We start from the raw sequence: 14,837 nt of genomic DNA on the forward strand, positions 1-14,837 counted from the left end.
TTACAAATTATAAATATTGAGATAGCCTTTTGTATGCGATTAAGGTTATAGAAAGACTAAAAGTAGATAATCAGTTATATGTAAAACTTATTAAATAACTATGAAATTGGAATTTATATAGAGATGATTTCATAAAAATTATAAAATTAGAAAAAACTATAACATTTTTTGTTATAGTTTGTTAGAATTTACGATTAGTATAGATAAATATATGAACAAATTGTTACAATGTATTTAAGTAATCAATATAAGGAGAGTACCAAACAATCACTCAATTGTAGTTGAAAGTATAAATAACTTAGTATTAGCGATTCGAAAGGGAATGTGAATCTGAGTGATGTGCATTAAAGTATTCATGGGACTATTATGTAATATTATTTCAATTGAAGTACAACAATTAAGTGGAATTTTAAGTGGAATTTGTCGAAACTTGTTTTAGTGAAACAGTTAATTGCCTACGTACACACTATACCCCATAGTATGAGTGTCGTTGAAGGCTACATTTGTAATTGATGTTTTTATTCATGATAAAGCCAAAGTAGTTAATAGTATCTTTGGTTTGAAAGGGAGTAATTGATGATGTTTGCAAAAGTAGAAAGCCAAAGTAATGGAATTGATTTAATCAAAATAGATAATGAAGAAACTAAAATTGTATTTACAAATTATGGTGCACGCATTGTCTCATGGAAATTTGATGATAATAATATCGTGTTAGGCAATGTTGTCGAAGCTGATGAATTTTATCAGGAAAATCCATTCAACTTCGGTGCAACTATTGGCCGATATGGTGGAAGAATTGCCGATGCAACCTTTGAATTGGATGGTAAGACTTATCACTTAGACAAAAATAACAATAACCATAATATACATGGTGGTCCAAAGGGATTAGATACACAATTTTTCGATTATGAAGTAATAGAGCAAGTAGGGCAAATTAAGATTGTCTTTACTACAACAATAAAATCGGAAAACGATCATTTTCCTGGAGATATTGATTTAGAAATCATACATACTTATGACATTGACCATAAATGGACGATTGAGTACAAAGCAACAGCTACAGAAAAAACATTGTTTAATCCAATGAACCATGTATATTTTAATTTAAATAGAGATAATAATGTGATTGATAATCATTGTATTAGTAGTTCTAAGTTAGATATGTATCTATTAGATGAAGAAAATATTGTTGCAAGTTTAGAACCAGTAGATTTGATACATAAATTTGGCTCTGAAAGTATTCAATTTAAAGATATCTTTAATAGTGAAGATGGTGTGATTCAAGAACAAATGTCTCGCTACGGTGGCATCGATCATCCATTTGACATTGGAAATAATGAAATGACTGTCGAGAATAAACATTTTCTATTGAAAGTTCAGACAGATATGCCTAATGTAGTTATATTTACTTTCAATGATACAACAAGTTGGGAAAGTGACTTTAATATTTATAAAGCACATTCTGGATTCACACTTGAAACACAATGTATACCAAACGATATAAATTTATTAGGCGAAGAAGCGCCATCAATTATAGAAGCGGGACAACCTTATTATTCTAAAACATCTTATAAGATTTTTGAAAAAGGAAAAGAACAATAGATTACAATAATTAAATATTTTTAAAGCATAAAACCACCAATCCATAAGCTTATTGCTCAGGTATTGGTGGTTTTTAATATTATTGTTATTATTTTGTTGCTTTTGCTTCTGCTCTTGATAGGAACTTTTCAAGTTTTGCTTTCCGCTTTTCAGTTAAGTATGGATTGTTAATTGCGTATTTTAAACGTGTGATGTTAAATTTATCGTTGTAATAAATATCATTTAATTCATGAACTGATAGGGCAGTTTCTGGCTCTGCTGTTTTAATAAGTTTTAAATTGGATGTTTCATGTACAAAGCCTTCTTGAATCACACGAAAGTAAAATCCAGTCTTACAAGATTGTGACATTCTTTTAGCTAAATCTTTAATTTGATACTTTTCTTGTATTTTCCAACAAGGTTCTCGTATTTCGGAAACTTCAAGTATGGCTTCACCTAGCTGATATTGATTTCCGAAATAAACATCTTGCTCATCTAAATCTATAGCGGTTAGATTTTCTCCGAACATTGCATAGTTAGGTAATTCTGAGAGGTCATCTGCCCAAAGTCTGTAATTTTTCTTGCTATAAAGACAAACAGCTTTATCTGGACCGCCGTGATCTTTATACTCTTGTTCATCTTCGACAAACCCAGTTTTAGTTAAATACATTTCCCCTTTGAATTTAACTTTATCTAGTGCTGAACGCATTGGTCTTTTCTTACTATATGGTAAGTCTTGAACTTTACCAGTAGCAATCGCATTTAAGGCATATATCATTTGTGCCACTCCCCCGAATATATGATTAATTACTATAATTTTAAAGCAATCGCATTATAATGAAAAGTAAAGGTTTATATATCTTGAATTTTATTTTTTAACTAGGTATTTTTAATAAACTCATGTACAATAAAAATAAAAGTACTGTGAGTAGAGGGGAAGCATTATGGATAAGAAACAGCTGAAAATAAGTACATTTAATGATGCATTAGACCAGATTAAAGACGGTATGATACTAGGCATAGGTTCAGGCTCAACAATTGAGTTACTTGTCCCAAAAATAGCAGAAAAGCTTGAGCGAGAACAAATTAATATTACGGGAGTGTGTACATCTAATAAGACTGCATTTATTGCTAAGGAATTAGGGATGCATGTGGTAGATGTTAACGATGTTGAACATATTGATTTAGCAATTGACGGGGCTGACGAGGTCGATCCTAATTTGAATCTTATAAAGGGTGGCGGTGGTGCACTCTTTAGAGAAAAGGTTATTGATGCCATGGCAAAAAGATTTGTTGTCCTTGTAGATGATTCTAAGCTAGTTTCATACTTAGGAGAAACTTTCAAACTTCCTGTTGAGGTGGATAAATTCAATTGGTTGTTAATAGCTAAGGAAATAGAGCGTAGTAAGGGTGTAACGGCAATTAGACGTATGGTTGACGATGTTCCTTTTATTACAGATAATGGCAATTACATATTAGACTTAGTATTGAATAAGGATATTGAACCGTTTGCAATGCATGAATATTTGATTCATTTAATTGGTGTATTGGAAACTGGATATTTCTTGGATGTAACAGATCAAGTTATTGTGGGGACCCCTTCAGGTGTTCAAGTGAAAAATAAATAGTTTCTAATTTATGGTAATGATTTGCATTAAGTAAATAAGAGGCAGGCTTCAATTATTTGAGGACTGCCTTTTTTTTATTTGATAATTGTGTAATTTGTATTATGTATTATAAATTATATTGCTCGCTTACCTAGGGGGCTGGGTCGAGCCTTGGTCTCGACACGCATCCTGCTCCCTCAGGTGTCTTGCAAATAATACAGTGAAATTATAAGCAGTAAATTATCAAGTCAACGATTTTAATATAATTTAATTTCCAAACACACGCCAGTATACTAGGTGAAAGGAGATATTCTATTTATCTTTCTAATTCGTATTGCTCGCTTACCTAATATGATGAAGAAGAAATGATATAACACATACGCTGACTTCTTACACTACGTTCAATAGTTCTTCTGGTATTTACTTCTAAGATAAAAAATAAGACACATACGCATAATATAATAGAAACTACTATATTAACGATGTGTCTTATATATTGAATGTAATATGGTTTAAACACGAGAAACTTAATGTTTAACGTCTATGTCCACGTTTGCTTTTTAAATTGAAGCTAGAGCGTTCGTTATGAGTGCTTTCTTCATCAGTAGAATCATCAGTAGATGATGTTTCAGACGATTGTTCATCTTGGGCAATTGAAGCTTGTGCTTCACTTACAGCAGATGATTTACGATCTGATTTATAACGCGCACTTTGCTTTAGTTCACCATCATGTTGTTCATCATCATGATTTGCTCTCTCAGTTGTTGTTTCAACAGCACTCTGTGTCTTACTTTGTTGCGTCTCTGTTGTACTTTCAGGATAAACGATTTCATCAGCATCTTTAGTTGACTGTATTTCAGGTTGTTCTGTTTGTTGTGATTCATCCTCTGGTAAAGTGTTGTGAGTAACCTGTTGGTGTGTAGCGCTTTGCTCTGAATTATCAGATTTAATATGATCAGTTTGAGTATCATTTGTTTGCTTGTCAGTTAGCTCGGTATTTTGTTGAGTACCATTTTGAGTATCATTTGTTAAGGCACTATCTTTGTTGTGTGATTGTTGACTATGACTAGCAGTCGCTACTGTAGCTGTATTATCAAGTGATTGCGTATTGTCAGTAGTGTTGTTATTATCTGAATGTTCATTTACATGATCGAGATAATTATTATCGTCTACTTCATCTAAATTACGTTTTGTAAAGAAGTAGAAGAAGATGCGAATAATGTAACTTAAGATGATATAAACTACTGCAACAGCTGCTGTAGAAAAGGCGATTACCTTCATAGAAAATACATAGCCTAATTCTTCATTGAATAAAAATACTAAACCAAATGACATTGCTGCATGGAATAATGTTGCAATATAGATTGTGCGTCCTTTTGTAGAGCGGATTAATTCACCAATAATCATTGAAAATGCAAACGAATATAATAAATTATAAAGTGTATATTCAAATGAAAATGCGATATTAATATTCCATATTGCATACATGATACCAACTAAAATAGATGCGAAAAATGTACTGATTTTAGTTTCAACTATATGTTGTAAATAAGAACGGAAACCAAATTCAACAAAGAACGCCATTAATAATTGACCGATAATCACAGAAAATATTGACACTGACAAATCTTCTGATTGTAATAAGACAAAGCTATCGGCAAAGACATTGAAACTGACCATGGCAATGATAAAGATAGCTAATGGTAATATCAATGCTAATATCAAACGTTCAATTACCTTAAGGCTTAGTGAAAACTTCAAGCCACCTAGTTGTGCACGTTTATGTTTAAACACTGCTATACAGATGATTGCTGCAATAAAAGGTGCGAGCACACTCATTTCAAAGACAAAAGTTTTGAATGGAATTTTACTTTGAAAATCTTTAAGTATAATCGGTAATGCAAAGGCAATGACGTAAAATATAAAAATGCTCATTGCCCATTGAAAACCAGGTATACGTTTTGTATTCATTATGTAACCTCCAGTAGGGTTTCAATTAATTCATTTGTAGTTAATTATACATATTTATCCTAAAGAAATAAATTAAATTCAAGTAAATATCATTGAAATGTAATACTCGGAATGATTAGAAAATGCATTTTTAAATAATGTTAGACTTTAAAATTTAAATAATTAAGAAGTGGGTAAATTATAATTATAAATTGAATTGTGATTAATGTAAGCGTATACTTTAATTGTTCATAGCGATTCAAAAGGAGGAGAACTATGTATAAGTTAGCACAACGTGAATTATGGAAAGGTAGAATTGACAGTGAACAAGATTCTGCTCAATTTAGGCATTTTCAAACAATCCATTTTGGAGATATTAACGAAGCTCCTAGTGGTTCACGTCAGGGCATAGGTATACTAGGCTATGCAGTGGACAAAGGTGTCGAGCTGAATAAGGGGAGAATTGGTGCCAAAGAGGGGCCAAATGCTATAAAGCAAGCATTTGCCAATCTACCAGTTCAAAATACAACACCGATATTTGACTACGGAAATGTCGAGCATAATCATGAAAAACTTGAAGAAACGCAACAAGAATTTGCACATTATGTAGCGAATTCTATTCAACGACACCAACAGACATTTTTATTAGGTGGTGGGCATGATATAGCTTATGCACAATATCTAGGCACGCGACAAGCATACCCTGATGAATCAATTGGTGTCATTAATATTGATGCACATTTTGATACACGTAAAGAATCGGGTTCAACTTCTGGTACAAGTTTTAGACAAATTCTTGAACAAGACGATAATGCTGATTATTTAGTGTTAGGTATTCAACAAGGTGGAAATACACAAGGGTTATTTGATTACGCAGAAGAAAAGGACATCAGTTATGTATATTCTGAAGAACTTTTACATCAAATTTCTCCTCCAATCAAAGATAAAATTGAGAGGTTTGTCCATGATCATGATGTTATAATGTTTACGATTTGTATGGATGTCATTGATAGTGCATTTGCACCAGGAGTGAGCGCTAATGGTGTACTCGGATTGTTTCCACATATTGTCTTAGAACTCTCAAAGCGCATTGTTTCTAATGATAAAGTATCGACGATTAGTATTGCAGAAACGAATCCGAAATATGATATTGATAATAGAACTGCAAAATTATCAGCAAACTTTTTACACCACTTTATTGTGTAATGTCCCAGTAATTTATACATTGGTTTATAAGAGAAAGTACTCGTTCCGAGTGCTTTCTTTTTTGTAAATAATTGATGTATATCGTGCGTCCTAGGTTGGGTTTAATATGAATGACGTCTAAATCTCGTGTGTTAAAGGATTGGAAATATACTTGAGGTATAACTGCGTATCCGAGTCCTTTGTGTACAAAATTTGCTGCCGCTTCAAAGCGATCAACTTCCATGATGACATTAGGTCTAATATTCATACGATTAAAGTAATCATCTAAATGTTTGCGCACTTGAGATCCTTTAGTTGGTAATATCAACGGTAAATCTTCTATTTCAATGGCCTTTATATCTGGAAAGGCATTTTTAGGTGTAATGAGAACATAAGATTCTTTATATAAAGGAATTGATTTTATCGCTTCGTGATTGATAATTTCATTTGTTAGTCCAATATGATTTTCAAAATTTAATAATTGATCAATTGTTTTTGATTGATCGTGTACCTCAGAAACCAAATAAGTTTGATCAGTAAATTGCTTTCTATGAATGGAAATGACTTGTGAAATCCATTGGTTTGAAGACTCTAGAATAGATAGCTTTATTTTAGGTGCATGACTCGTATTTAAATCATACATTTTTTCAATTGTTTGATGATAATGGTGAATTAAACCTTGTGCATAGTTGTAAAATTGAATGCCTTTTTCAGTGATTTTTATTTCCTTGGTTGTACGAATGAATAAGTCGTAGCCTAAATCTGCTTCCATCTTTTTTATGGTCGCAGTCAGTGAAGGTTGGCTAATATGTAAAAAATTAGCTGCTTTAGTAAAACTATTATATTTAACGACAGCAACAAAATATTCTAACTGTATTATTTTCATACTTATCCTCCAAAGTAATAACTACCATTTATAACTTAAAACTATAAATAGGTAGTTTATTTATATTTGTAGTCTATATATTATCATAATATACTAAATTATATAACAAGTATGATAATTAAAAATGCAACGATGAAATATGATTTGATTTTAGGGGTAATTGTGCAATATTGCATATATTAATGAAAAATTATAATAAAACAAAGGAGTAGTGAACTATGCGAAAAATCGAAGCTAAAAAAGGTTTAGATATAGAGTGTAAAGGATGGGAACAAGAAGCTGTATTACGAATGTTGTATAACAACTTAGATCCTGAAGTAGCTGAGCGACCAGAAGATTTAGTTGTTTATGGTGGTATTGGTAAAGCTGCTAGAAACTGGGAAGCATTTGAAGCTATTGAAAATACTTTACGTGATTTAGAAGCTGATGAGACTATGTTAGTTCAATCAGGTAAACCTGTTGCTGTATTTAAAACACATGAAGAAGCACCTCGCGTATTATTATCAAATTCAGTATTAGTTCCAGAATGGGCTAATTGGGATCACTTTAATGAATTAGATAAAAAAGGCTTGATGATGTATGGGCAAATGACAGCAGGTAGCTGGATTTACATTGGTTCACAAGGTATTGTTCAAGGAACATATGAGACATTTGGTGAATTAGCTAATCAACATTTTGATGGTAAATTGTCTGGCACAGTTACATTAACGGCTGGATTAGGCGGTATGGGTGGTGCGCAACCACTTGCTGTTACGATGAATGGTGGAGTCGTAATTGGCGTAGATGTAGATGAAACGCGAATTGATAAACGTATTGAAACACGTTATTGCGACGTAAAAACACATAGCTTAGATGAAGCTTTAGAATTAGCAGCTGAAGCACGCGATGCAGGTAAACCACTTTCAATTGGCCTAGTGGGTAATGCAGTTGATACGCATAAAGCAATTTTAGATAAAGGCTTTAAAATTGATATCATTACTGACCAAACAAGTGCACATGATCCTTTAAATGGATATGTACCACAAGGTTACTCTTTAGAAGAGGCAAAGGCATTAAGAGAAAAAGATCCTAAAGAATATGTAGAAAAATCTGAAGCTTCAATGAAAGAGCACGTATCATTAATGTTAGCTTTCCAACAAAAAGGTGCAGTTGCGTTTGATTATGGTAATAATATTCGCCAAGTTGCATATAATAATGGCTTGGAAAATGCATTTGATTTCCCTGGATTCGTACCAGCATATATTAGACCGCTATTCTGTGAAGGTAAAGGACCTTTCCGTTTTGCGGCATTAAGTGGTGATCCAAAAGACATTGAACGTGCAGATGAAGAAATGAGAAAATTATTCCCAGATAACGAAAAGTTAATTAGATGGTTAGATTTGGCAGAGGAAAAAATTGCGTTCCAAGGTTTACCATCAAGAATTGCTTGGTTAGGATATGAAGAAAGAGCGAAGATGGGCTTAGCATTAAATAGACTTGTTCGTGAAGGTGAAATTTCAGCACCAATCGTTATTGGTCGTGACCATTTAGATTCTGGTTCAGTTGCGAGTCCAAACCGTGAAACAGAAGGGATGCAAGATGGTTCAGATGCTGTAGGTGACTGGGCAGTATTAAATGCCTTAATCAATACAGCAGCTGGTGGTTCTTGGATTTCATTCCACCATGGCGGTGGTGTAGGTATGGGTTACTCTTTACATGCTGGTATGGTAGTTGTAGCAGATGGTTCAGAACGAGCTGATAAACGATTAGGACGTGTATTAACTACAGATCCGGGTATGGGAGTAGTGAGACATGCTGATGCAGGTTATCAATCAGCAATTGATGTTGCAAATGAAAAAGGCATCAAAATTCCAATGATTAATGGTAAAGGAGCGAAATAATGAACGATTTAATTATCCAAAACATAAAACAGTTAATTTTACCGAAATCTACGGATAGACCTTTAAAAGGAGCAGAATTAAATGAATTAGAAATCATTGAAAATGGTACAGTCGTTATCAATGATGGGAAGGTCGTTTATTCTGGTTCACATACAGATGAATATGAAGCTAATGAAACAATAGATGCCACTGGTAAAGTAGTATCACCAGCATTAGTAGAAGCACATACGCATTTAGTTCACGGCGGTTCGAGAGAACACGAGATGTCATTAAAACGACAAGGTGTTTCTTATTTAGAAATTTTAGAGCAAGGTGGCGGAATCTTATCAACAGTTGAAGCTACACGCAATGCCACAGAAGATGAATTATTTGAAAAAGCTGAGAAAAATCTATTAACAATGATTCAACATGGTGTGTTAGCTGTCGAAAGTAAAAGTGGTTACGGTTTAGATAAGGAAAATGAATTAAAGCAATTAAAAGTTTCAAATCGACTTGCTGAGAAATATAACTTAGATGTGAAACACACATTCCTTGGACCACATGCGGTACCTAAAGATGCTGAATCAAATCAAGCATTCTTACAAGAAATGATTGACTTATTACCGGAAGTTAAAAGTTATGCAGACTTCGCAGATATATTCTGTGAAACAGGCGTATTTACCGTAGAAGAATCTAAAAAATATATGCAAGCAGCTAAAGAGCAAGGCTTTGCTGTGAAGATTCATGCCGATGAAATAGATCCATTAGGTGGTTTAGAATTAGCAATTGATGAAGGTGCGATTTCTGCAGATCACCTTGTGGCATCTAGTGAAGAAGGCAAAGCTAAATTAAGAGATAGTGATACAGTAGCGGTATTATTACCAGGAACTACTTTCTATTTAGATAAAGAACAATATGCAGATGCGCGCGGTATGATTGATAATAATGGAGCAATTGCAATTGCTACTGATTTTAATCCTGGTAGTTGTGTAACGAATAACTTACAGTTAGTTATGTCTATCGCAGCATTAAAATTAAAATTATCACCAAATGAAATTTGGAATGCTGTTACGGTAAACGCAGCAAAAGCAATTGATGTTGATGCTGGTACAATTAATAAAGGTGATAAAGCAAATATTGTTGTTTGGGATGCACCAAACCATGAATATATTCCGTATCATTATGGCGTAAACCATGCTCAAAAAGTTATTAAAGATGGCAAGGTCATTGTAGATAATTCTTTTGAATTATAATACGTTAAGGCAGCTCAGATATTCATTTCACAATGTTTCAGTTTGTTAGGTTGTCAAACTTGAAAGCATCTTTGAATCATGAATTTTATAATGAAATAAATATGTGAATTAATGGGACGACGAAATCTGTTTGGAAGATAAATAGATTCACGTCCCATTTTTTGTTTTTTGAGATTTTTAAAATATTTAATACATCATTAATGTAACGGAAAAAATTACAAATCGGAGTTTATTTAATATTTTGACAATTATGATAATATAGATGCAAGGGGGATAGGAGGTGCGCAACGTATGGAAAAAAATACTTATCTCACACAATGAACGAATAATTTAAAGCATAATGTATTGGTTGGTATACTATTAGCATTGTCATTAATACCTGGTGCAATTGCTTTTTCTTTTATTGCAGGTGTGAGTCCTTCTATTGGATTAATGAGTACAGGTATTATTATGATTGTCATAAGTATTGTCGGCAATCGTTCATTAATGATATCAGCTCCAAGCAGTGGTGTTTCACTGATAGTTGCCCCTTTGGTTTCGGATTCCGGGTTAGTCGGTCTAATTATGGCAACGTTTATCATGGGACTAACTCAAATTATATTTGGTTTATGTCGATTGAATCGTCTTATTGATATCGTACCTCAAGGTGTTGTAATTGGCTTTATGAATGCGTTAGGTATAATATTATTATCATCTCAATTAGAGCATATTTTTCCATCTACAATAACAACATATGGTATCGTAGTTGTTTCGTTTGTGATGATTTGGGGGTTACCCAAAATTACAAATCAAATTCCATCCCCTTTGATAACGATAGTGGTAATGTCTATCGTTACTTGGCTATTCCAATTAAATAGTGAATTAGTGAAAGATATCTCTATGGTTCAACTCGATTTCAATTTATTTATTATGTTTGATCATATAATGAATCGCCAATTATGGTTGACTGCATTGGTTTATGGTATTGCGATGGCTATAGTTGCAACAATTCAAAACGCACTTACCGAGCAAGTGTTAGATCAACTTACGAAAGTTGAAAGTGATGTAAGCAAGGAATCTATAGGTCAAGGGATTGCTAATATTATCACGAGTTTCTTAGGTGGATATGGTGGAAGTGCACTTGTAGGTCAATCGCGATTCAATGTTGCTATGGGTGGCACTTCTAGAGTATCTTCATTAATTACTGGAAGCTTTTTATTGCTCAGTATCTATCTGTTTGGTTCTTTATTGATTCAAATCCCTATGGCAGTCTTAGCAACTGTACTGATAACTATTGCATTTAGCACATTTGATAGAAGAACGATTGCATATATAAAGCAAGCGCCAGTGGTGCATGGAAGCACAGTTTGCTTAACAATATGTATTATTTTAGTTACGAACAATTTAGCAATGGGAGTAATTGTAGTAACGCTTTGTTACTATTTAATAAAGAATGTAATAAATAAAGAAGGGACGTGACATAACATGCCACAATATGAAGATTATATAAATTGGAGAAGAACGTTTCATCAGTATCCTGAATTATCAGAGTATGAATATGAAACGACGAAAAGGTTGCGTCGTATATTACAATCATATGATATAACAATTTTAGATTTACCATTAGAAACGGGTTTAGTCGCGGAAATCGGTCAAGGAGATTCATTTGTAGCAGTAAGAACAGACATTGATGCTTTACCAATTAATGAACAAGTAGAAAATGAATTTGCTTCTACAAATGAAGGCGTAATGCATGCATGTGGTCATGATATACATATGGCAAGTATCTTGGCCGTAGCAACACGTTTGAAGGAAGTAGAGTCAGATTTAAATGGAAGAGTAAGGTTTATTTTCCAACCAGCAGAAGAATTAGGTTATGGAGCGTTTTACATTACAGATACCAAAGCGATTGATGGTGCTAAAGCAGTGTTAGGTTATCATAACTATCCTACATTAGATATTGGCGAGTTTGCAGTGAAATCTGGTGTCATCACATCATCAGTGGATCGTTTTGAATATAAGATAAAGGGAACAGGTGCGCATGCCGCAAAGCCTGAACAAGGAAATGATCCAGTCATTGTATTAGGTCAATTGATAAACAGTGTGCAATCTATTGTCAGTCGTAATATGTCAGCATTTGATAATGCTGTCGTAACAATTGGTGAGGTTTCAAGCGGTAATACTTGGAATGTTATTGCTGATCATGCGTATGTACAAGGTACGGTAAGAAGCTTTGACGAAGATAAAAGAAATGAAATTGAACAACGATTAAAAGCAATTGGCGATGGATTAGCCAAAGCCTTTAATGTTGAAATAGAAACAATCTACCACCGTCTCCCTGGTGCTGTCGTTAATGATGAAAAATTGACAAATGACGCCATTACCGTTGCAAAAGAAGTAGGTTACAACGTAAGTATTATGGACGAACCGTTAACAATTGGCGAGGATTTTTCTGGATTCTCTCAACAATACCCAAGCGTATTTGTCTTTATTGGCTCAAACAGTGAATATGATTTACATCATCCGAAGTATGATCCGGATGAGCGTATTTTAGAAAAGGTACCAGATTATTTTGTTACTTTTGTACAAAAGCTATTAAATGAAGTTTAATTATAATTAGTGCTATTTTGTATTAATCAGAAACATATTGGGTATTGAATATATAAGTAAAATGTATTAAGGAGTGTTTACTTATGTCTGCTCAAGATCCTAGAAAGAAATTTTCAAACAAAGATTTTCCAAAGCAAGAACAACCTGTTCCTGGTCTACAACAACAATTAGATCCTCAACCAGATTGTGGAGAATCATCATATACAGGCCATCATAGATTAGAAGGTTATAAAATGTTAGTAACTGGTGGTGATTCTGCAATAGGTCGTGCTGCTGCAATTGCGTATGCAAAAGAAGGTGCGGATGTTGCAATTAATTACCTTCCTGATGAACAAGTCGATGCTGAAGAAGTGAAACAGGTAATTGAAGCTGCTGGCAGTAAAGCAGTGCTTATACCGGGTGATATTCGAAATGAACAATTTAACTATGACTTGGTTGCACAGGCACATCAAGAATTAGGTGGATTGGACAATGTGACGTTAGTCGCTGGTCATCAGCAATATCGAGAAAGTATCAAAGGCTTTGATACAGCTTCCTTTACAGAAACCTTTGAAACGAATGTTTATCCTATATTTTGGACAGTACAAAAGGCGATAGATTATTTAAAACCCGGAGCAACGATTACATTGACATCTTCTGTTCAAGGTTATAATCCAAGCCCAATATTGCATGATTATGCTGCAACCAAAGCGGCAATCATTTCATTGACCAAAAGTTTATCTGAAGAATTAGGTGAACAAGGTATACGTGTTAATTGTGTTGCCCCTGGTCCATTCTGGTCACCGTTACAAATCTCAGGAGGACAACCTCAATCGAAGATACCGACCTTTGGTCAAAAGTCAGTACTTGGACGTGCAGGTCAACCTGTTGAGTTGGCAGGTGTATATGTCCATCTCGCAGCTGAAGAATCTAGCTATACAACTGGTCAAGTGTATGGTGTTACAGGCGGAACCCAAATAGATTAAACAACAAAAAGTTAGAAAATCTGGAAGTTGATTTTCTAACTTTTTATTTATGAGGAGTAGAACAAATGAAAAAATTCGAAGCAGCAAAGTTAACAAAGCAACAAAACTATAAGTTATTGAGTGGTAGTGTTATCCCAAGACCCATTGCATTTGTAACATCACAAGATGAGAAAGGCATGCTCAATGCAGCCCCTTTTAGTTTCTTTAATGTGGTCAATAGTGCGCCACCGATGATTATGCTATCAACAACTCGAACTGCAGGCAAAAGGAAGGATACTTCTTTAAATATCGAAGCAACTGAAGCATTTGTTGTGCATATAACAGATGAAGATACTGTAGAACAAATTAATCGTACAGCAGCTCCAATTGCAAGGTCATTGAATGAATTAGAACGAACAGACTTAACATGCGTTGATTCTGATGTCGTATCTGTACCTGGGATTGAACAAGCTAAGATACGCTTAGAGTGTAAATTAGATAGAATTATTCCCTTAGGTGATAAACAAGAGGGATCTGATTTAATTATTGGAGAAGTAGTGATGTTTCATATTGATGATACAGTTTATATAGAACCGCATAAGATTGATTCTAAAGCATTAGGAGCTGTGAGTCGTTTAGCTGGAAATAATTATGCGAATCTTGGACAATCATTCATCATTGAACGTCCAACAGAATAGTAATGCACATGTTACATCATCAAACTCTGTACTCGTTTATTAAAGGAATAAGTTTGACAAAGTTCAGATTAAATATTAATATTTAGCAGTATTTGACGTTAACATTCAAGAATTCTTGTAGTAAAAAAATAAAACATACTTATCAAGAGAAGTGGAGGGACTGGCCCTATGATACTTCGGCAACATGTAAAAGCGTGTGCCAAATCCAGTAGCAACTATTGCTAGAAGATAAGGAGCTTAAATTAACTCTTTTCTTCAAATGAATGAAAAGAGTTTTTAATTTTT

General features: G+C 33.8%; 12 protein-coding genes and 1 riboswitch. Of the genes, 9 read left to right on the top strand and 3 right to left on the bottom strand.

Features of this window, described 5'->3' with window-relative positions:
- Positions 1 to 579 precede the first annotated feature (579 nt).
- Positions 580 to 1,602 carry an aldose epimerase family protein gene (locus tag ACY191_RS04775; protein WP_042739338.1) on the top strand — a complete coding sequence of 341 codons (1,023 nt, stop codon included), beginning with the start codon at positions 580 to 582 and terminating at the stop codon, positions 1,600 to 1,602.
- Positions 1,603 to 1,690: 88 nt separating this feature from the next.
- Here ACY191_RS04775 and ACY191_RS04780 read toward each other — a convergent pair whose 3' ends face one another.
- Positions 1,691 to 2,359, bottom strand: coding sequence for an MOSC domain-containing protein (locus ACY191_RS04780; protein ID WP_042739339.1), 669 nt, complete (start codon positions 2,357 to 2,359; stop codon positions 1,691 to 1,693).
- 163 nt (positions 2,360 to 2,522) lie between these two features.
- Between ACY191_RS04780 and ACY191_RS04785 the strand changes: the two genes are divergently transcribed.
- On the top strand, positions 2,523 to 3,209 hold the full coding sequence (locus ACY191_RS04785; protein WP_042739340.1) for a ribose 5-phosphate isomerase A: 687 nt from the start codon (positions 2,523 to 2,525) through the stop codon (positions 3,207 to 3,209).
- 513 nt (positions 3,210 to 3,722) lie between these two features.
- On the opposite strand, the gene sdpC is transcribed toward ACY191_RS04785, so the two are convergent.
- The gene (gene sdpC / locus ACY191_RS04790; RefSeq protein WP_042739341.1) at positions 3,723 to 5,159 is read right to left on the bottom strand and encodes a peptidoglycan release complex CPBP-like subunit SdpC; all 1,437 of its coding nucleotides are present in this window, start codon (positions 5,157 to 5,159) and stop codon (positions 3,723 to 3,725) included.
- Positions 5,160 to 5,414: 255 nt separating this feature from the next.
- Between sdpC and hutG the strand changes: the two genes are divergently transcribed.
- Entirely contained in the window at positions 5,415 to 6,344 is a 930-nt protein-coding gene (gene hutG, locus ACY191_RS04795; RefSeq protein WP_107642005.1) for a formimidoylglutamase, read from the top strand.
- Here hutG and ACY191_RS04800 read toward each other — a convergent pair.
- Complete coding sequence (locus tag ACY191_RS04800) at positions 6,334 to 7,209, bottom strand: LysR family transcriptional regulator (RefSeq protein WP_042739343.1); 876 nt, start codon at positions 7,207 to 7,209, stop codon at positions 6,334 to 6,336. The genes hutG and ACY191_RS04800 overlap by 11 nt on opposite strands.
- A 218-nt stretch (positions 7,210 to 7,427) precedes the next feature.
- Between ACY191_RS04800 and hutU the strand changes: the two genes are divergently transcribed.
- From hutU to ACY191_RS04830, 6 genes are all read left to right on the top strand, one after another.
- On the top strand, positions 7,428 to 9,089 hold the full coding sequence (hutU, locus tag ACY191_RS04805) for a urocanate hydratase (RefSeq protein WP_042739344.1): 1,662 nt from the start codon (positions 7,428 to 7,430) through the stop codon (positions 9,087 to 9,089).
- Positions 9,089 to 10,321: an imidazolonepropionase gene (gene hutI / locus ACY191_RS04810; protein ID WP_229366611.1), complete on the top strand. Its 1,233-nt coding sequence runs from the start codon at positions 9,089 to 9,091 to the stop codon at positions 10,319 to 10,321. Before hutU ends, hutI begins: the two co-directional genes overlap by 1 nt.
- A gap of 345 nt (positions 10,322 to 10,666) precedes the next feature.
- Positions 10,667 to 11,779 carry a SulP family inorganic anion transporter gene (locus tag ACY191_RS04815; RefSeq protein ID WP_042739346.1) on the top strand — a complete coding sequence of 371 codons (1,113 nt, stop codon included), beginning with the start codon at positions 10,667 to 10,669 and terminating at the stop codon, positions 11,777 to 11,779.
- 6 nt (positions 11,780 to 11,785) lie between these two features.
- On the top strand, positions 11,786 to 12,910 hold the full coding sequence (locus tag ACY191_RS04820; RefSeq protein WP_229366612.1) for an amidohydrolase: 1,125 nt from the start codon (positions 11,786 to 11,788) through the stop codon (positions 12,908 to 12,910).
- An 83-nt stretch (positions 12,911 to 12,993) separates the two neighbouring features.
- The gene (locus ACY191_RS04825) at positions 12,994 to 13,875 is read left to right on the top strand and encodes an SDR family oxidoreductase (RefSeq protein ID WP_042739348.1); all 882 of its coding nucleotides are present in this window, start codon (positions 12,994 to 12,996) and stop codon (positions 13,873 to 13,875) included.
- A gap of 65 nt (positions 13,876 to 13,940) precedes the next feature.
- Positions 13,941 to 14,552 carry a flavin reductase family protein gene (locus ACY191_RS04830; protein ID WP_042739349.1) on the top strand — a complete coding sequence of 204 codons (612 nt, stop codon included), beginning with the start codon at positions 13,941 to 13,943 and terminating at the stop codon, positions 14,550 to 14,552.
- A 136-nt stretch (positions 14,553 to 14,688) separates the two neighbouring features.
- Positions 14,689 to 14,787: riboswitch (SAM riboswitch) on the top strand.
- Positions 14,788 to 14,837: the final 50 nt, after the last annotated feature.

The sequence above is a fragment of the Staphylococcus sp. TCBT05 genome (genome assembly GCF_055179755.1).